General features: G+C 47.2%; 16 protein-coding genes. 2 read left to right on the plus strand and 14 right to left on the minus strand.

Features of this window, described 5'->3' with window-relative positions; genetic code table 11:
* Positions 1-4: 4 nt before the first annotated feature.
* Entirely contained in the window at positions 5-2,530 is a 2,526-nt protein-coding gene (locus ACYCSE_RS25485; protein WP_459700552.1) for a transglycosylase domain-containing protein, read from the minus strand.
* A 216-nt stretch (positions 2,531-2,746) separates the two neighbouring features.
* On the opposite strand from ACYCSE_RS25485, the gene ACYCSE_RS25490 reads away from it, so the two are divergent.
* Positions 2,747-4,015 carry a DNA polymerase IV gene (locus tag ACYCSE_RS25490; RefSeq protein WP_459700554.1) on the plus strand — a complete coding sequence of 423 codons (1,269 nt, stop codon included), beginning with the start codon at positions 2,747-2,749 and terminating at the stop codon, positions 4,013-4,015.
* 153 nt (positions 4,016-4,168) lie between these two features.
* Here the strand turns inward: ACYCSE_RS25490 and ACYCSE_RS25495 are convergent, their stop codons facing one another.
* From ACYCSE_RS25495 to ACYCSE_RS25510, 4 genes are all read right to left on the minus strand, one after another.
* On the minus strand, positions 4,169-4,456 hold the full coding sequence (locus ACYCSE_RS25495; protein ID WP_061829033.1) for a stage VI sporulation protein F: 288 nt from the start codon (positions 4,454-4,456) through the stop codon (positions 4,169-4,171).
* A 111-nt stretch (positions 4,457-4,567) separates the two neighbouring features.
* On the minus strand, positions 4,568-6,616 hold the full coding sequence (gene recG, locus ACYCSE_RS25500; protein WP_069289870.1) for an ATP-dependent DNA helicase RecG: 2,049 nt from the start codon (positions 6,614-6,616) through the stop codon (positions 4,568-4,570).
* Position 6,617: 1 nt separating this feature from the next.
* Entirely contained in the window at positions 6,618-7,487 is an 870-nt protein-coding gene (locus ACYCSE_RS25505; protein WP_069289871.1) for a DegV family protein, read from the minus strand.
* Positions 7,488-7,536: 49 nt separating this feature from the next.
* The gene (locus ACYCSE_RS25510; protein WP_452567108.1) at positions 7,537-9,321 is read right to left on the minus strand and encodes a DAK2 domain-containing protein; all 1,785 of its coding nucleotides are present in this window, start codon (positions 9,319-9,321) and stop codon (positions 7,537-7,539) included.
* 508 nt (positions 9,322-9,829) lie between these two features.
* Between ACYCSE_RS25510 and rpmB the strand changes: the two genes are divergently transcribed.
* Positions 9,830-10,018: a 50S ribosomal protein L28 gene (gene rpmB / locus ACYCSE_RS25515; protein ID WP_013310881.1), complete on the plus strand. Its 189-nt coding sequence runs from the start codon at positions 9,830-9,832 to the stop codon at positions 10,016-10,018.
* Positions 10,019-10,241: 223 nt separating this feature from the next.
* Here rpmB and spoVM read toward each other — a convergent pair whose 3' ends face one another.
* From spoVM to def, 9 genes are all read right to left on the minus strand, one after another.
* Positions 10,242-10,322, minus strand: a complete 81-nt coding sequence (gene spoVM, locus ACYCSE_RS25520; RefSeq protein ID WP_010345573.1) for a stage V sporulation protein SpoVM — start codon at positions 10,320-10,322, stop codon at positions 10,242-10,244.
* Between the two features lie 390 nt (positions 10,323-10,712).
* Positions 10,713-11,381, minus strand: a complete 669-nt coding sequence (rpe, locus tag ACYCSE_RS25525) for a ribulose-phosphate 3-epimerase (protein WP_061829029.1) — start codon at positions 11,379-11,381, stop codon at positions 10,713-10,715.
* 4 nt (positions 11,382-11,385) lie between these two features.
* Positions 11,386-12,303: a ribosome small subunit-dependent GTPase A gene (gene rsgA / locus ACYCSE_RS25530; protein WP_348620009.1), complete on the minus strand. Its 918-nt coding sequence runs from the start codon at positions 12,301-12,303 to the stop codon at positions 11,386-11,388.
* A gap of 73 nt (positions 12,304-12,376) precedes the next feature.
* Positions 12,377-14,656, minus strand: a complete 2,280-nt coding sequence (gene pknB, locus ACYCSE_RS25535) for a Stk1 family PASTA domain-containing Ser/Thr kinase (protein ID WP_452567109.1) — start codon at positions 14,654-14,656, stop codon at positions 12,377-12,379.
* The gene (locus ACYCSE_RS25540; RefSeq protein ID WP_452567110.1) at positions 14,653-15,429 is read right to left on the minus strand and encodes a Stp1/IreP family PP2C-type Ser/Thr phosphatase; all 777 of its coding nucleotides are present in this window, start codon (positions 15,427-15,429) and stop codon (positions 14,653-14,655) included. The genes pknB and ACYCSE_RS25540 overlap by 4 nt, the downstream gene beginning before the upstream one ends.
* A gap of 6 nt (positions 15,430-15,435) precedes the next feature.
* The gene (gene rlmN / locus ACYCSE_RS25545) at positions 15,436-16,476 is read right to left on the minus strand and encodes a dual-specificity RNA methyltransferase RlmN (protein ID WP_013310887.1); all 1,041 of its coding nucleotides are present in this window, start codon (positions 16,474-16,476) and stop codon (positions 15,436-15,438) included.
* Positions 16,477-16,663: 187 nt separating this feature from the next.
* Complete coding sequence (gene rsmB / locus ACYCSE_RS25550) at positions 16,664-18,079, minus strand: 16S rRNA (cytosine(967)-C(5))-methyltransferase RsmB (RefSeq protein WP_459700560.1); 1,416 nt, start codon at positions 18,077-18,079, stop codon at positions 16,664-16,666.
* Positions 18,076-19,035, minus strand: coding sequence for a methionyl-tRNA formyltransferase (gene fmt / locus ACYCSE_RS25555; RefSeq protein WP_452567112.1), 960 nt, complete (start codon positions 19,033-19,035; stop codon positions 18,076-18,078). Before fmt ends, rsmB begins: the two co-directional genes overlap by 4 nt.
* 6 nt (positions 19,036-19,041) lie before the next feature.
* Positions 19,042-19,539, minus strand: a complete 498-nt coding sequence (gene def / locus ACYCSE_RS25560; RefSeq protein ID WP_452567113.1) for a peptide deformylase — start codon at positions 19,537-19,539, stop codon at positions 19,042-19,044.
* Between the last annotated feature and the right edge of the window lie 63 nt (positions 19,540-19,602).

Consider the following 19,602-nt stretch of genomic DNA (forward strand, 5'->3'; position numbering starts at 1 on the left):
TCGTTTAGTTTTTGGGTTGATCAGATATTATTTCTGGATAAATAACTTCATCAGATTGGGTTTTGGGAGTCTCACTCTGGCTTTCCGATTCAGAAGGAGTCCCCTGTTCGTTTTCAACAGAAGGTTGCGAAGTATCTGTTGATGGCACATCGTTATTCTCATCAGGCATTTCTATCTCTGTGTCTGCTTCAGGAACAGCAGGATCCGTTTCCTCTGGTGGAATTTTCTCTTGATCTATTGCAGGTACCTCAACCTCTGGGACTTCTTTTTCCTTGATATCTGGTTTGGACGGGACCACTGGTCTAGCAGAACGCGGAAGCCGTTCTCTTCCAACTTCAGTAGGCACATACTTTTGATTAAACCAGTCAGTCACAAGTTGACCCGATTGACGGGAATAACGCCCTGGCAGCTTACCTGTAAGGCTAGAAACCGTAACTCTTACAACACCTTCCGGCCGTATAAAGTGCTTATTCTTAAAAAGTTCAGGCTGGTCCTTGACCGCCTCATTCATGATCAGTGCCCACACTGACTGTGCTCTGGAATGGCCTTCTTGAGATAATGTATTAACCTGTTGGCGGTAACCAGCCCAGACGCCTAGTGTAACGTCAGGTGTGTACCCCATAAACCACACATCACCAAAGTTTTGTGTTGTACCGGTTTTACCGGCGATATCAATGGCACCGTAGCTTTTAAAAGCATTTTGCAGGCGTTTACCAGTTCCCCTCGGATCTGATATAACAGTTTTAAGCATATCCGTCATCAAAAATGCGGTTTGCTGCGAATATACACGCTTCGTCTGCGGTTTAAATTCATATATGATCTTCCCGTTGGCATCCGTAATTTTGCTAATCAGATGAGGTGCATTATATACACCCATATTGGGAATCGTTCCATATGCTGCGGTCAGTTCCTCGACGGATACCCCTTTGCTTAGTCCACCTAGAACCCCTGTCTGAGCATGTTCATCCTGCGGCTGAATCGTCGTAATTCCAAGAGAACGCACAAAATTCCAAGCGTTTGGAATTTTAACTTCATATAAGAACAGCCTCAGTGCAGGGATATTGATTGACCGATTGAGTGCTTCACGGGCTGTCATAAGCCCCTCGTACCGTCTGTTATAATTTTTAGGAATATGATAACCTTTACGCCCGTCTTTCAATATGATTTGTGAATCATCAATAAGACCGGCTGGCTGAGTGTAGCCCTTTTCCAAAGCAGGTAAATAAGCAGCAATAGGCTTCATGGCAGAACCGGGCTGACGTGTCATTTGAGTTGCATAGTTCATTTGCTCGGTATTAAAATCCCTGCCCTCGATCATACCGAGTATAGCCCCTGTTTTATGATCAATCATGATTGCTGCAATCTGCTCTAATCCCTTCTTCTTACTGTATGGAGAAAAGTTTTGTGGATTGGCTGCAATCTGCCGCATATTGTTATAAATTCTCTTATTTATCGTTGTATAAATTCGATATCCGGACCGTTGCAACTCTTCTCGCGTATTTTGAAGAAGCTCGGCATGCTCAGGCTTGGAAATCTCGGATGCCGTGATATCCGGATTTTGCTGGAGCGCTAACAATTGGGCGGCTTCCCGCTCTGTCTCCAGCATTAAATAAGGGAATGTGTTATAACTTTTTTCGCGATGTGGCGCAAGAGTGGCTTTCACATCAAATTGAAGCGCCTCGTTATATTCGGATAGCGTAAGTTTACCTGTTGCCAGCATTCTTCCCAACACGACACGTTGGCGCTCCATCGCTTTATTGAAGCCTTCTTCATCAAAGTTCCCTTTACCATCAAAAGCGGAATAAACAGATGGCAGTTGGGGAAGGCCTGCCAAATAAGCCGCCTGAGCAATATGAAGCTTATGTAGATCACTTACATTGAAAATCCCTAAAGAAGCAGACTTGATTCCATATAAATTGTAACCAGCGGAACCATTACCAAAGGGCATTTTGTTTAAGTAAGCCGTTAATATTTTATCCTTACCCATAAAACGCTCCATACGCAGTGCCAGCAGCATTTCCTTCACCTTGCGGCTGTCCGTCTTATCCAGACTGAGAAAAACCCTTCGGGCTACCTGCTGCGTCAGTGTGCTGCCGCCTGTTTGGCGGTTTTCATTCAAAAGCTTCTGTTTAACAGCACGCGCTGTTCCCTTTAAATCCACACCACGATGCTCATAAAATTGGCTGTCTTCCGTTGAAATGAGGGCGTCCACAATAGACTGAGGGACATCCTTCAGATCAACGAGCTGTCGATCCTCCTCCATGCGCATTCTTCCAACCGGAGTTACCTGATCATTAAAAAATACAAAGCTGGTCAGAGCGTTCTCATTTACCTTTTCATATATCAACTGACGTGATCGTACAGGTTCATCATGAACCAGTGCCGCTACATAACCGGATATAAGACCTCCAGCAAATAGCACTCCAAGTACACCCGCAAACGAGAACCACTTGATATTAATCAGCAAAACTCTGCCAAAAATACGCCACCTACTGCGTTTTTGAGATGATGGTCGACGTTTTGGGTTCATAAAAATGGTTTTCTCCCCTCAATATTCATTCATTTCCACTTGTTTTTGCTCAAGATATTATGATACGCCATGTTAGGTTTTCCGTAAACTGTAACGTTCCAAAAAATACATTTGTATTAGGAACACTTGTTCTGTATATAATACTACTATAAGAGTATACATTCAAGAATATTTTGGAAGGATGATCCACACATATCAGGAAAGGAGGTCTTATTTTTGGAGGAACGCAGAAATAGAACCATATTCTTATCGGACTGCCAAAGTTTTTATACCAGCATCGAAAAAGCAGATGAACCCAAATACCAACATAAACCACTCGTTGTGGCCGGTGACCCTGCACTTCGTTCAGGCATTATTTTAGCTGCGTGTCCGCTGGCCAAAAAATACGGTATATCTACAGCAGAACGTCTGGGAGAAGCGGTGAAAAAATGTCCTGACCTTATCATTGTACGTCCGCGTATGCAGCATTATATCGATGTCTCATTAAAAATAACAGAAATTTATAATGAATATACGGATTTGGTTGAGGTTTTCAGCATTGATGAACAGTTTCTGGATATGAGCGGAAGCCTCTCTCTGTTCGGGGATCCGGTGAGTATTGCAAGTGAAATTCAGCAAAAGGTACTGGCACAAACAGGAGTATGGATTCGAATTGGTATCGGCTCCAACAAAATGCTGGCTAAAACCGCAACAGATATATGGGCTAAAAAAAATGACAGTGGCATTTTCTTGTTACCTGCATCCGATATTGCAGCGTTGCTATGGCCCCAGCCAGTACGTCTTATGTTCGGCATCGGTTCACGAATGGAACGGCATTTGGAGAAGCTTGGACTACACACCATTGGAGATATCGCACGTACTCCCTTACCTCGGCTACAGGACAAATTCCGGTCTCATTTCGGTAAGCAGTCCGATATTCAGGCAGAGGTAATATGGCGAACTGCTAACGGGATCGATCACAGCCCGGTCAAGCCGGAAACATTTAATACACCTCCCAAATCCATCGGTCATATGATGACTCTTCCTCGAGACTATCTCCAGCCTACGGAAGTGGAAACCATCCTGCTTGAACTAACAGAGGAGGTGTGTCGGGACGCCCGCCGCAAAGGATATATGGGCTCGGTTGTGACTGTTCATTGTATATGCAGTCCCTACGAGGCACCAACCGGATTCTCCCGACAAATGAAGATACCCGATCCTACAAACCATACCCAAAAGGTATATGAAACCGTTAAAAAAATCTTTTATACTTTTTGGAATCATATGCCTGTGAAGCGCGCAGGAGTTACTTTAAGCGGATTGGTGGATGATCAACTGTATCAACTGGATTTTTTTGAGGACCAGGAGCGATCCCGTGCTTTGGAAAAGGTGACGGACACTTTAAAGGATCGGTACGGTCAGTCCATCATTATGCGCGCGTCGTCGTTAACAGATGCCGGGCAGGCCATGGAACGGTCTATCAAAATTGGCGGTCATTACAAATAAAAAATCTCATGATAAGCTCACACTAGCTATTGCCCGGGGAATGAACTAACTAAAACAAACCAAAAAGGATCGCCTGATATCAGGCAATCCTTTTTTTATCTGTGCTTCACAAAAAACATGGAGAGCGCTTCGAAGCACCTCTTCAAATAGCAATCAACGGAACATTCCCCACAGCTTGATTAGATGGAATGTATTGGACGGATCAATTTTTTGTGCCAATACGAAGGCGGTCAATTGCTCCTCCTGCGCAGCCGTCAAACGCTCGTTTAAAATAGCAGAAGTGGTCTTCACAAGATGACGCACCTTAGCTTTATTTTGCAGGTCCGCTTTAGTCACACCTTCGATCTGCTGCTTAACCCGATCCTTGAGCGCACGATTTTTCATTTTCAACTTAATCCGCTCCACCAGTTGCGGACTGATTCCATATTGCTGATAGCTCAATGTTGCCACACCTCCCATATCATTCGGTCATTCCCAAATATATGACGGCCAGCCTGTCCATTGTGCCTATCTGTTTAAAACGTTTAGAACAACCTCATGATTCATGGTGGATTAGTCGATGAGATCCCCCTGGAAAATCTGCTCTTTTTGCAAATAACCGCGCAGTGCTTCATACTGCGGAGATGTCCAAAAGGACGCATCCTTGATCAGATCAGTTGCATCCTCACGCGCCTTTTCCAGCACCTCAAAATCCGCTACCATATCTGCTAAACGAAACTCGGGTAGCCCACTCTGCTTGGTGCCAAAAAAGTCACCCGGCCCTCTCAAATCCAGATCGCGTCTAGCCACCTCAAAACCATCGTCCGTATCGGTCATAACCTTCATCCGCTCCTGACCAACCTCCGACTTAGGATCAGCGATCAGTACACAATACGAGGCATGTGCTCCCCGTCCGACACGTCCACGTAATTGATGTAACTGGGACAGCCCAAAACGATCCGCATCCATAATGATCATTAGCGTCGCATTGGGGACGTCTACCCCCACCTCCACAACCGTCGTTGAAACGAGCAACTGAACCTCATTCGCATAGAAAGAACGCATAACTTCTTCCTTTTCTGCGGGAGTCATCCGTCCATGTAATAGCCCAACGCGGTAATGTGGAAAAGCCTGTTGCATTTGAATATGCAAATCAATGGCATTCTGTACGTCCAGCTTCTCCGACTCTTCAATCAACGGGCAAATCAGATAAGCCTGCCGTCCCTGATCTACCTCGCGGGAAATAAAACCAAGTACCCGATCCATCAGTTCGTGCTTCACCCAATAGGTGGAAATTGGAATACGCCCCTTCGGCCGCTCTGACAACGTAGAAACATCCATATCGCCAAACGCAGTAATGGCCAGCGTACGAGGGATCGGTGTGGCCGTCATCGTCAGCACATCGGGATTATAGCCTTTGCGACGCAGTACACTACGCTGGTTCACTCCGAATCTATGCTGCTCATCCGTTACAACAAGCCCAAGCTGGCGAAAATATACATCTTCCTGAATGAGAGCATGGGTGCCTACTACAATGTCCAGCAGACCCATTTGGAGAGCAGCTAGCAGCTCCTTACGCTTCTTCCCGGTTGTACTCCCAGTCAGTAGGCCCACACTGATTCCAAAGGGCTCAAACAGCTTGTGAAGCGACCGCATATGCTGCTCGGCCAATATTTCGGTTGGCACCATCAGCGCTCCCTGAAAACCAGAACGTACTGTGGCAAATAAACCGATGGCAGCAACAACTGTTTTACCTGACCCAACATCTCCCTGAAGCAGACGGTTCATACAATAAGGTGAGCGTAGATCGTGCAGTATTTCAAGCTCTACCTTCTTCTGTGCATCCGTTAATTCAAAAGGCAAAGCCCTTACAAATTCACGAATCGTGGCGTTATCCACCGTATGTACCACTCCGTCCGCTCGACCACGATTTAGCGCCCGGAATGCCTGCATTTTCAGTTGAAATAAAAATAGCTCCTCATACACCATCCGCCGACGAGCCTCTTGCCCCTCACGGTTGTCCTGAGGCTGGTGTATACCCGCAATAGCCTGCTTGCGCGGCATCATACTATATTTGCGTACAAGCAACTCAGGCAATATTTCGGGGATCATTTCGCCAAACTGCTGGAGCGTCTGATTCATCGTTTTTCGCATCCAGCTTTGCGTAATCTTGCCGCCTATAGAGTACACCGGTTGAAGCGTCCCCGAGCGGGCTACTCCTTTATCAGGAAACTCAGAATCTGCAACAGTCATCTGCATACGTTTGAGATCCCATTTACCAGTCACCACAATTTCACGACCTGAGGTTAGCTGCTCCTTCATGAAATGCCGATTAAACCATGTCGCGGTAAACATCCAATCCTCGGCCATCAATTTACAAGTCAACCTTGATTTGCGCCCGTAACGCTGAAGCACCGGAATGCCCATAATTTTGGCCTGTACCGTAATCTTATCTCCGTCCTTCACTTCGCTTAGCGAGCGCAGTCGGTAATCTTCATACCGAAACGGATAATATTCCAGCATGTCCTGTATGTTAGAAATGCCAAAAGCGTGAAGCTCTCCCTCTTTGAGAGCACTCACGCCATGTATTTGTTTTAAAGGTATTTGATCCAATTGCAGCATATTACCTCTCATCTCCGGCCGGCCATACAAAAATGCCAATCGTTCCTGGCCCTACATGGGTCCCAATCACAGCGCCAAGTTCAGTATATATTCGATCCCCCAGCTCAAAATGCTCTGCCAGCTGAGCCACGAACGCTTCTGCCGCTGAGCGATCTGCCGTATGACCCACAGCAATATTAATTTTTTGGCCTTTTAAATCCCGCTCCAGTAGTTCAATAATTCGTGCTGTCGCTTTTTTATGCCCTCTCGCCTTATCAACCGAATAAATAATGCCTTCTTTGTCAATCGAAAGAATCGGCTTAATGTTAAGCAACGTACCAACCATTGCCGCTGCCTTGCCAATACGTCCGCCTTTTTTTAAGTATTCCAGGGTATCCACCAGGAAATATAAACAACGGCGCTCCCCACGACGTTCCACAGCCCGAACAATATCAGTCGGGGAGTGTCCGGCAGCCGCCAGCTCTGCCGCATAAACCACTAGCATGCCGTATCCGTATGAAGCTGATTTGGAATCCACCACAGTCACTCTATGTTCATGCTTCTCCAGCATGGATTTGCCCAGCAGAGCAGACTGATACGTTCCGCTCACACCCGAGGATAAATGGATAGAGATAACCTGGCTCTCGGGGTATTGCTCTAACAGCGTCGTGTATGTCTCCAAAAAACGGGCTGGTGAAGGCTGTGACGTCGTAGGCAGCTCATCAGCCCGTACTAGTTCGCTGTAAAACTGCGACGCTGACATCTCAATGCCGTCCAGGTAAGCTGTGCTGCCGAACATCACTGTCAAGGGTACAACAACTATACCGAGACGGTCTGCTAATTCTTGTGGAATATCAGCCGTGCTATCCGTCAAAATGATGGTACTGCTCATCAGTCAGACCTCCTTTTGTTGTGGACTTCCATGGGCGTGCTAAAGCACATCAGGTTTCCACTGAGAACAAATAAGGATAAATCGGCTGACCACCTTCATGAACTTCCACTTCAGCATCCGCATAATTTTCTTCAAGCCATGCAACAAGCTGATCTGTGTCCTCTTGATTTGCGTCTGAACCTGTGAGAATCGTAACAATTTCATCGCCATTCACCAGCATTTTCGCTAGCAAAAGACGGGACGTTGCCATTAAGTGTTCCTCGGTCGCTACAATTTTGGAATCCTGAATACCGATGTAGTGCCCGGCTGTAATATGCAGGTCATCAAGCGTCGTATCCCGTACCGCGTAGGTCACTTGCCCAGACTTCACCCGGGTGACTGCGTCACGCATATTGTCCTGATTTACCTCAAAAGCCTCTTCCTCCTGGAAGGAAAATGCTGCCGCAATGCCCTGAGGAATTGTTTTGCTCGGAATAACCGACACCATACGTTCCATCTCTAGCAGTTCACGCGCTTGTTCTGCCGCCAAAATAATATTGGAATTATTCGGAAGAATAAAAATATGTTGAGCCGCAATCGAGCGCGCCGCATTAACGAAGTCCTCTGTGCTTGGATTCATTGTCTGGCCGCCAGAAAGGACAACATCGACGCCTAAACTTCTGAAAATATCAGCAATTCCTTCACCGGAAGCCACAGCTATAAAACCAAAGGATGCCAGTTCATGAGCGGGGGGCTCAGACGGCTCTTCCTCACGTGCAGGCTCTGTTGGTATTTCAGCAAACCACTCAGGCTCAGGAGCAACATCCATACCCGCAGACAACAAATCACGATGCTGCTCGCGCATATTTAAAATACGAATCTGTGTAATTTCTCCGTAACGCAGTGCCAAATTCAGCACTTCACCAGGAGCCTTAGAATGCACGTGAACCTTGATGACATCATCGTCTGAAATTACGATAATAGAATCACCATCTACGGATAACGCTTTCCGGAAGGCTTCTTCATCAAAATCGGTACCTTGCGCTTCGCCCAATTGTCGATTAATAAAAAACTCCATATCATACAAAAATTCAATATTATCCGTTTCGAGCTTCGCTTGCGCAGAAATCGGCGCATCTGGGGAAGGAACAACTGCAGTAGCAGTAGGTCTCTCCGATACGTGAGGAGCAAAAACCGGGCGTACATTATCATTTTTTGCAGTTGGAGACGTCACCAAGCCGCTTCCAAGATGTTGCATAAAGCCTTCATAAATATACACAAGGCCTTGCCCACCCGAATCTACAACTCCTACTTGCTTCAGTACAGGGAGCATGTCCTGCGTCATGGCAAGCGTTTCCTTCGCTTTGGCAAGCACTTCTTCCATCAATTCCGTGATGTCGTTCGTCCGGCGCGAGAAAAATACAGCATGCTTGGCCGCTTCCTTCGCCACGGTAAGAATTGTACCCTCCACCGGCTTAACCACCGCCTTGTAGGCCGCATCCACCCCGCTCTGCAATGCCGATGCGAACTGAAGGGTATTCAATTCCTCGTATGGGGCAGCGTAACGGCTGAAGCCACGAAACAACTGAGACAGGATAACCCCTGAATTGCCGCGGGCTCCCATCAGCAAACCTTTGGATAATATGCCGGACATGACACCGATGGAGGAAGAATCCCCCCTCTTTAATTCCGTTACGCCCGCGCTCATCGTCAAATTCATGTTAGTTCCCGTATCACCGTCTGGCACCGGGAATACATTTAGTGAATTGACATGTTCCGCATGCTGCTGTAATTGTTCCGCCCCGGCTAAAACCATTGCGGTAAAATCTGTTCCATTCAAAGAACGATTACTCAAGAGAATTCCCCTTCCTAGCTTAATACACTTGTTTTACTATCAACCTTCACCACACCTTATCCAGCTGTGCCTACAGGTTCAATTAAATTATACTAAAGCCAGACGACGAATACGAATGTCACACTTTCATAAGCTCTTGTACTCACGTCTGGTCGCTCTTCTACAGGTCATATAAAATGAAAAACCAGTCAACTACCCAACATAAATCATCGGCTGGAATGATAACTATAGTCCCGCCTCTGAACCGCCGGCATGACTGGAATAAGAATTCGCATTCCATTTAAATACAAAATAATCGCAGCAATAACTATCCCATATTGTACTATAATGCGAAAGAGAAATAAATAAAGTTTTTGAATCAGTTGACGGAGCTTTTTTGACTATGATATTATATTTAAGTATTGTTTTGTTCAGGTTAGTGACTTACAAAGTCCGGCTGACCCAGTCGGCCTGAAGAGAGACCCGTTCCATATGGAATTTGGTTATTTTCAGAATAGGAGGTGGAATCATGTCTCGTAAATGTTCTGTAACAGGCAAAAAGCCTGGCAGCGGTAACCACGTATCTCACGCTAACAACCGTAATCGCCGTACTTGGGGCGTCAACGTACAAAAAGTTCGCATTCTCGTTAACGGTAAACCGAAACGCGTTTATGTCAGCACTCGTGCATTGAAAGCCGGTAAAGTGACTCGCGTGTAGTCGTAAAAAAATATCGTTATAAACAAAAGGCACCTCGTTTTAAACGGGTGCTTTTTTGGTTATTCGAAAAGTAATATCCATCTGGTTCAGGAACACAAAATGTCAGGCACCTTCCCGTGCGTTCCAATCTTTTACTACCGAGCTACCTTCTGTTATGCCCGGGAAGCGTGCCCTGTGTACCACTAGCTTTCATCCTACATCCTGTGTTTACATTACGCTGAATTCAGTTTTTCTGGAATGTATTCAAAATGGCTTTAACGAATCCACCCAGAAATTTTGGCAGCTTGATTGTGTAAAACTTCATGCCTCACCCTCCCCATCATCCTCCTGCATCCGTTCTCTGTAGTTTATGCAACCTATCAAGGGTTGTTGCCCCACAAAAAAAGGCTACATGAGAATCCCGCTCATGTAACCATATTTATGCACAACCATCCCAGGCTATACCATCAGACAAGTCCGCGAACATAGAGATATGCTGAGAGTATGAAAATAAACAGGATATAATAAAGTACGCTGCACACCACAAAACCTATTCGTAAACCACGCCGTTCATTTTTTCGAAAATAAAACAGGACAATTAGAACAGCCAATAGTGAAAGAACGGCATTCCAAGGAGCCTTCACTAGCGAGAAGCAGCTAAGGGTCAACCCCGTCGCCATGCTCGCTACAGTCATCCACAATGCTTCGGTCAGCTTCACTTGGACAAACGTGCTGCACTGTCCCGAATCGCAGCAATAGCCGCTGCGCGGTCTGCTCTGCCGAATACCGCACTACCAGCCACCAGCACGTCAGCCCCCGCTTCAAATACGGCTGGTGCCGTCTCCTCCGCAATACCTCCGTCTACCTCGATATGTACGTCTGGACGACCCAATTCGTTCAACCAAGCACGGATTTGTCTGATTTTATTTAACGTCTCTGGAATGAAGGACTGACCTCCAAAGCCAGGATTGACCGTCATTACCAGAATCATATCCACATTTGGCAGCACTTCCTTGATCGCATATGGTGAAGTACCTGGATTGAGAGCCACTCCAGCCAGAGCGCCTTGCTGCTTGATCAAGTGAAGGACACCATGCAAATGAACACAGGCCTCAGCATGAACAGTGATGATATCGGCTCCTGCTTTTACGAAATCGCCAATATAGCGTTCAGGATGCTCAATCATCAGATGAACATCCAAGGGAAGAGTCGTGTGCGGACGAATAGCCTGAACGATAGGTGGGCCCAGTGTAATATTAGATACAAAATGTCCATCCATTACGTCCACATGAATCCAGTCTGCCCCTCCTGCCTCAGCTTCCGCAACTTCACTGCCCAAGCGAGCAAAATCAGCGGATAAAATCGACGGTGCTATTTTTAACATATACTCAGTACCTCCGCTTTTTTTCTTTTAATTCCTGATAGAACTGCAAATAGCTATCATACCGTCCCTGTGAAATATGTCCTTCTTCCAGGGCCTCTCTTACTTTACAACCAGGCTCGTGAATATGGGTACAACCCCGAAATTTACATCCTTCCGCATACTGCTGGAATTCACGAAAACAGGGAGATAGCTCATCCACACCCAGCTCCAGAAAATCCAGCTGGCTAAACCCCGGTGTATCTGCTACAAATCCTCCGTTGTCTAGAGGAATCAGCTCCACATGACGAGTCGTATGTTTTCCTCGGCCCAGCTTATTGCTTATGGCGCTCGTCTCCAGCGTTAACCCAGGTTCTAGAGCATTAAGCATGGAAGACTTTCCTACACCTGATTGCCCGGAAAACACGCTGATTTGACCAGCCAATAGCTTCTTAAGCTCAGCCGTCCCTTCTCCGGTACGGGCACTGGTTACCAGCACTTCATAACCGATCTTCTGGTATATTTCCTGAACGGCCAGCACGGTGTCATCCTCTGAAGGGCTGCCTTCATACAAATCGCGCTTAGTCAGACAGATAATCGTATCCAGCCCGGCGTGCTCAATATGGACTAAAAATTTGTCCAGTAAAGGCAGGTTTAAATCCGGCTCACGCAATGAAAACAGCAGCACGGCAAGCGTGGTATTGGCTACCGGAGGACGTATTAGCTCCGTCGTACGCTTTCTAATCTCCTTGACCATACCTTCCCCGTTTTCAGTCAGTTCGTAAACGACCCGATCACCAACAAGAGGCGTAATCTCTTTTTTCTTAAAAATGCCGCGTGCTCTGCATTGTACCGTAGCTTCGCCAGATACCGGACGCCCATCCTGATCCAGGCTGGAGACATAATAATATCCGCTAAGCGCCTTGACGATCAGACCTTCAGGCATGTGTAAGATGTCCTCCTTCATAATGTTCAAGTTTCATTGCGTATAGCAGGTTGAGCATCTTCCTATTGCAAGTTTACTGATGCTGAACAGCCTCAATCACTTTTTCCTTCTTTTTGTGGGAAGCGTGGCCTGGGTTGTTTTTATAACTAACCGCCAACTCACTGCGCGTCCCCCCCGTGGAATTCGTTCCAGGAACAAAGGCGGAAGGGTCACCATTACTTCCCGTGCCCTCCTGATTGTTCAAGTCTCCTCCACTATTACCACTATCATTAGAAGCTCCCCCGCTATCACCTTCCTCGCCGTTTCCACTTCCATTCTGCGAGGAAGTACCATCAGGTGTATCCGTTGGTGAAGTTCCGGCAGGCGGAGCAATTTGGGGCATCGTCACCGTTCCATTTTTCGCCTCAATATATGAGACTGGATACGTATCAATAAAGTCGCCATCTCTAAATACTGAGACAACACTGTCTTTGTTCGGAGCCATTAGCAGGTTGATAGTGAACACCTGTGTCGTATTAATCGTACGGCTTCCCCATTCCTGATTTTCTCCACGTGCATCCGTATAAGTGATACGAATTTTGCTGTTTTTCCCCTCTTCCTTGGGCGCAACAGGCACATTAAATGCCAGCGTAATCGCTTCTGGCGGGTAACCAGTACTTACATAAATCGTAATTTCCGTATTTGGTGGCAGCTCACTGCCTGCCTCTGACGGCCATTGTTTGGTTACTCTTCCTTTTTCCTGCTCATAGCTAAATTCTTCTTTAATCGAGCCAACCTTCAGTCCTGCCTTTTTGACCTCATTTTCCGCTTGACTCTGCGTCTTCCCTACGAGACTTGGCATTTTTACAGTGTCAGCTCCCTTGCTGACTGTAAGCACAACCTGGACTGAATCCTTATCAAATGGTTCATTTGCAGCGGGTGTCTGACTAAGGACGGTCCCTGCGGCCTGATCACTGAACTGCTCATTTTGCTGAATCTGCGTCTCCTTAATTTGCTGGGCGGTCAGCAGCTTAACAGCATTCTCGTAGCTTTGGCCTTTGACATCAGGCATCGGGCTGAGCGGCTTGGCAATCCCGACTTTCAGACTAATCTTGGTTCCTTCCTTGACTAAAGAATCTGCAGGATAGCTTTGATAAAATACAACTCCAGGCGCGATTCCTTCTTTGTATTCATGCTGGATTGGCTCCTCAATGAGTAGCCCCGCTTTACTGAGATTAACCTTCGCTTGGTCTTCTGTTTGTGTCAATACACCTGGTACTTTTACCTCAGGCACGACCAGTACACTTTGCACATAGTACACCACTCCGCCCATGCACAGAAGTAACACCAACACTAGTGTTACCCACAAAATCGCTTTTTTTTTATTTTTCTTGGACGATTGCTTGCTCGGAAGCTGTTCAGACTCACGCGGTTGAGCAGGTACATCATCCCCGCTAGAAGACATCCCTAATTGTTGAGGCTTAATAGCCGGAATAACCCGTGTTTGATCCTCATCATCCAAATGTGTAAACTCCAGCTTGGATTCATTACGCCGTCCCGGCAGCAAACAGGTTTCCAAATCTTTTAGCATCTCGTCTGCCGATTGATAACGCTCTTCTGGATTTTTGCGCATGGATTTTAGAATGACATTTTCCACACTTTGCGGAATCAACGGATTAATTTTACGCGGTTCCTCAAATTCCTCTTGCAAATGCTTGAGCGCTACACTAATTGGACTTTCTCCGAGGAAAGGGAGCTGCGCCGTCAGCATTTGATATAAGACAATACCTAAAGAATATAAGTCCGATTTTTCGCCGGTGACGACACCCTTTGCATGCTCAGGTGAAAAATAATGAACAGAACCTACAACAGAACCCGTCTGGGTAATGGTCGTTGACGTAACGGCTCTAGCAATCCCAAAATCGGTTACCTTAACCCGTCCATTACGTCCAATTAATATATTATGAGGCTTAATGTCTCGGTGAATAATCTGATTTTGATGGGCATGCTCCAGCGCATCACAAATCTGGGATGCAATCCGTACTGCTTCATCCACTTGCAATGGCGCACGTTCTTTAATAATCTCATTCAAATTTTTACCTTCGATGCACTCCATTACAATATAATGGATTTCATCCTCTTGGCCGACATCATAAATACTGACCACATTCGAATGCGAAAGCGAGGCCGCAGACTGCGCCTCACGCCGAAACCGGCGAATAAATTCCTCATCATGAACAAATTGCTGGCGCAACACTTTAACTGCAACATTGCGATTCAGCAAAATGTCTTGAGCCTTATACACCAGCGCCATACCGCCGCCACCGATGCGCTCAATAATTTCGTATCTTCCCCCTAGCAGGTGCCCGATCATGCGTCACACCCCTTTTCACTCAATGAAACCGTGTCATCGGGCAATTCAAACAAAGCCACAGTAATGTTATCGTCTCCTCCGGCAAGCAGCGCCAGATGTAGCAGACGATCCGCACGCTCCTCCAAAGGATTCTCTGCGGCACCTACTACTTTACTGATTTGTTCTTCCGTTACCAGATTGCTTAATCCGTCGCTACACAGTAACAGTACATCGCCTTTTTCCAGCGCAATGGAGTCAATATCCACTTTCACCTCAGAATCAGTGCCCAGCGCCCGAGTCAGCACATTGCGACGGGGATGGTTCTCCCGTTCTTCCTTACTGATCTGACCGTTTTTGAACAGCTCATTAACCAAAGTATGGTCTTCTGTAAGCTGACGTACCGCTCCTTTAGACACGACATAGGCGCGACTGTCACCGATATGTCCGATAATTCCGGATGCGTCGTTTAGTAAAACCGCAACAACTGTCGTTCCCATATTATGATACTTTTCGTCGCGTGCAGCCGTCTGGAAGATGACTTCATTGGCATGCAAAATAGCGTCGCTGAGCGCCGCCGTCAAAGAATGTGCGGATAATCCGCTCTCCAGCGTCGCCAAATCAGCGGCAAGTGTCTCTACCGCAAGGCGGCTGGCCGTATCACCGGCCAAATGCCCCCCCATACCATCGGCAACAATCCCAAGAATATAGCCTTGCTCTAAGTGCCTGATCCAGGCAGAATCCTCATTCACCGAACGTACACGTCCGACATGGCTGACATGAACTGTTTTGATCAAATGGTTTCACCCCAACTCCATATGCTTTGCACGCAACTGACCACAGGCAGCGGCAATATCGTGACCCTGTTCACGCCGGATCGTCACATTGACGCCTTTTTCGGCAAGTATACGTTGAAAATTAAAAATATCGCTACGCGATGTGCGCACATACTTGCGCTCAGGCACATGGTTGACTGGAATCAAATTGACGTGACACAGCATGTCCTTTAACACATCCGCTAGCTCTTCAGCATGTTCTGCCTGATCGTTTACCCCGCCAATCAGGGCATATTCAAACGAAATTCTCCGCCCCGTCTTAGCAAGATAGTAACGTAGAGAATCCATAACATCTTTAAAGGGATAACGCCGATTTACAGGCATCAGCTTCGAACGAAGCGCATCATTAGGCGCATGAATGGATATTGCCAGATTAATCTGGGTATCCTCGTCGGCAAATTTATAAATATTCGGTACAATACCGCTAGTCGACACCGTGATATGACGTTGACCAATGTTCAGACCTTTTTCATGAACCATTGTACGTAAAAACGTCATGGTCGCTTCATAGTTTTCAAAAGGTTCGCCCGAGCCCATAATCACGATGCTGCTCACTCGTTCATTCGTTTTATCCAAAATTTTCTGAGCCTGTACTACCTGTGCAGTAATTTCACCAGCTGTCAGGTTCCGTTTGAGGCCTCCGAGCGTCGATGCGCAGAAAGTGCAACCAATCCGGCATCCCACTTGCGTCGTTACACAAATACTGTTTCCGTAATTGTGTCTCATAATGACCGTTTCAATAGCATGATCATCGTGCAAACCGAACAAGAATTTTACTGTACCGTCCTTTGATTCCAACTTTGTAATTTCACTAAGCGTCACAAAACTAAATTGCTCCTCAAGCTTCTCTCTCAGCGCCTTGGACAAATTCGTCATCTCGCTGAAATCATTGACCCGCTTCACATACAGCCAGTCAAAAATTTGTCCGCCACGAAAAGCAGGCTCGCCATTGTTCTTGGCCCAGTCCTGAAGCTCCTCCAGAGTTAAATCATATATAAAAGGTTTCATCAATGTTTGCACCCGTTCCTTCTTCATTAAGTTCTGTTTGATCGTAGATCGTATTTTTCATTCTTCCTATTTTAGCACAAATCCCTGGAGGGGTAAAAATTTTTCATCTTCATGCAAAAAACCGCCGGAAATGTTCCGGCGGAATGTGGAAATACTGGTGGGCAGCTGCTTGGAATTCTCTTCCGCGCTATTTCACCCGACGCAGGCGCGCGATATAAAACCCGTCGCTGTGGAAATGCTGCGGTAACAGCTGTACCGAGCCTCCCTGAATACTATCCTTTTCGCGGCTCACGTCCGGGAAGGAATGACCCTCTGCCAATTCATACTCTGGATGTTCGCTTAAAAACTGAGTCAATTGTCCTTCATTTTCGTCCGGTTCAATCGTGCATGTGCTGTATACCAGAATACCACCTGGCTTCAACAGTCCCGCCACACTATCCAGCAGCTCATGCTGAAGCTGTGTAATGTCGCGAACATCCTGCGCAGTTTTGCTCCAACGCAGGTCCGGTTTACGACGAATTACTCCAAAGCCAGAGCATGGCGCATCCAGTAAAATACGGTCAAAAAAAGCTGGAGCATAGCGTTCTTTCAGTTCTAGCGCATCACCAGTGACTGTTTCCACAGCATCCAGGCCAAGTCGATTAGCCTGTTCACGGATTAATTGATGCTTATGGGCATGCAGATCATTCGCAACGATCCGGCCTTGATCCTTCATCAGCTCGGCCATATGAGCTGTTTTTCCACCTGGAGCGGCACAGCAATCCAGTACCAGCATGCCCGGCTCAGGAGCGACTGCTTCGGCAACGAGCATGGAGCTTTCATCCTGTACGGACAGCAAGCCGTCCGTATACCACGAGGTAAGCGCCATATTTCCACCGCTACGAACAACAATCCCATAGGGACTAACTGCGGAAGGAACGGCATCAAGCCCTTTTGAGCGCATCTCGTCCAGCAGCTGATCACGGCTGGTCATTGTCGTATTCACCCGTACGCTGACCGCAGGGGGCTCATTATTAGCCTGACAGATAGCCTCAGCAGTATCTGCACCGTATTGCTTAATCCAGCGCTTAACCAGCCACTGTGGATGGGAATGTTCTAATGAAATCCGTTCCTCTGGTGACAAATCATCAGGAATACGCAGCTTGTCCGGCTCACGCAACATGCTGCGTAGCACGCCGTTGACCATACCGGAAATCCCCTGATGCCCACGACGTTTGGCAATGGTCACCGCTTCACTAACGACTGCATGATCCGGAACTCGATCCAGATACACCATCTGATACACACTCATCCGCAGCAACGAACGTACCCAAGCCTGAAGCTTGGCCGTTCCTTTTTGAACAAATTTATTCAGGAAATAATCTAGTGTATTTCGGCGTGCGATTGTACCATATACAAGTTCCGTCGCCAAACCAGCGTCACTTGCAGATAAACCTGCCTGTTGAAGCCGACGATTTAGCTCAAGATTGCTATATGCACCCTCTTGCTCCACACCGGTCAACACATCAAGTGCAACTTCCCGCGCCGTCTGATTGCGAGTCTTGCCGGATCTGACACCCACTCCCTTGCCTTGGCCTCCCTGGCGGGAGTGACTCCCGCTCATCCGAGCACCGTGCCTGGCTTCATCTGTCCGCCGCGTGCAAAGGTTCCGGCATCCATAACCTTTTTGCCAGCCGGTTGAACCTGAGTCAGCCAAAGAGTTCCTTCGCCTGTCTGCACCTCAATGCCACGAGCAGTCAATTGAAGAACCGTTCCGGGTGCTGGAACATTTGAGCCACTCACTTCACTGTTTATGAAAGGCTGCTCAGCAGCCCAAATTTTAAAAACATTTTCCTCCCAAAGCGTAAACGCACCGGAAAAAGGAACCAGGCCGCGAATCCGGTTGTATATCTGCTGAGCATTGTCACTCCACGAAATACGCTCATCCTCGCGGTTCAGGTTCGGGGCATAAGTTGCCTCGTCCTCGTTTTGCGGCGTACGGTCTGATTGGCCTGCCAGCAACTTAGGCAGCTCGTCCTGCAAAAGCTTTGCTCCAGCTACGCTTAGCTTCTCAAAAATAGTACCAGAGGTATCCTCCGGCTCTATAGCAACCTCAACTCGCGATATCATATCGCCAGTGTCCAGTCCTTCCGCCATATACATCAGCGTCACACCCGTCACAGTTTCACCATTAATAATCGCACGCTGGATCGGTGCACCTCCCCGATAACGGGGAAGTAACGAACCATGCACATTCAGACAGCCGAACCGAGGCAGGTCTAGTACGGACTTAGGCAAAATTTGCCCATAGGCTGCGGTTACGATCAGATCAGGACGCAGCTCTGCCACCTGAGCCACCGCTTCTGGCTGGCGCAGGCGGGTCGGTTGCAGTACAGGTAATCCGCGTTTTTCTGCCGCTTCCTTGACTGGTGTAGGCATCAATATTTTTTTTCGTCCCTGTGGCTTATCGGGCTGTGTAATCACACCAACCACGTTATAACCGTTATCCAGTAACATGTTCAGCGATGGCACTGCAAACTCAGGCGTACCCATAAAGATAATACGAATGTCTTGACTCATCGAACCTCACTCTCCTATCTGACGGTTCGGTCCTGGCTGTTCCAGCGCAACCTCATATACTTTTTCTGCAATATCCGTGAACAAAATTCCATTTAAATGGTCAATTTCATGCTGAAAAGCACGAGAAAGCAACCCTGTCGCTGTAACGGTAATGGTTTTACCCTCGCGGTCCATTCCCTTGACTGTAACCTTCTCGGCACGACGCACATCCCCGTTCAACCCTGGTATACTCAGGCAGCCTTCAGGACCCAATTCCTCCCCTTCTTCGGCCACGATCTCTGGATTGATCATTTTAATCAAACCATGCTCATCTCCAGCATCTACAACGATGAGACGCTTCAAAATACCTACTTGCGGAGCAGCAAGACCTACTCCCTCCGCTTCATACATCGTATCTGCCATATCGTCGAGCAGCTTTTGCACGTTAGGCGTAATTTTAGTGACTTCCTTTGCTACTTTGTGCAATACGTCATCCGGCTCCAACACTATAATTCTAATTGACATGACAACAGAACACCTTCCTCTTTATGCTTCATTTAGGCCTAACTGTATTCATCACAAACGCGA

This window comes from Paenibacillus sp. SEL1, assembly GCF_054602535.1.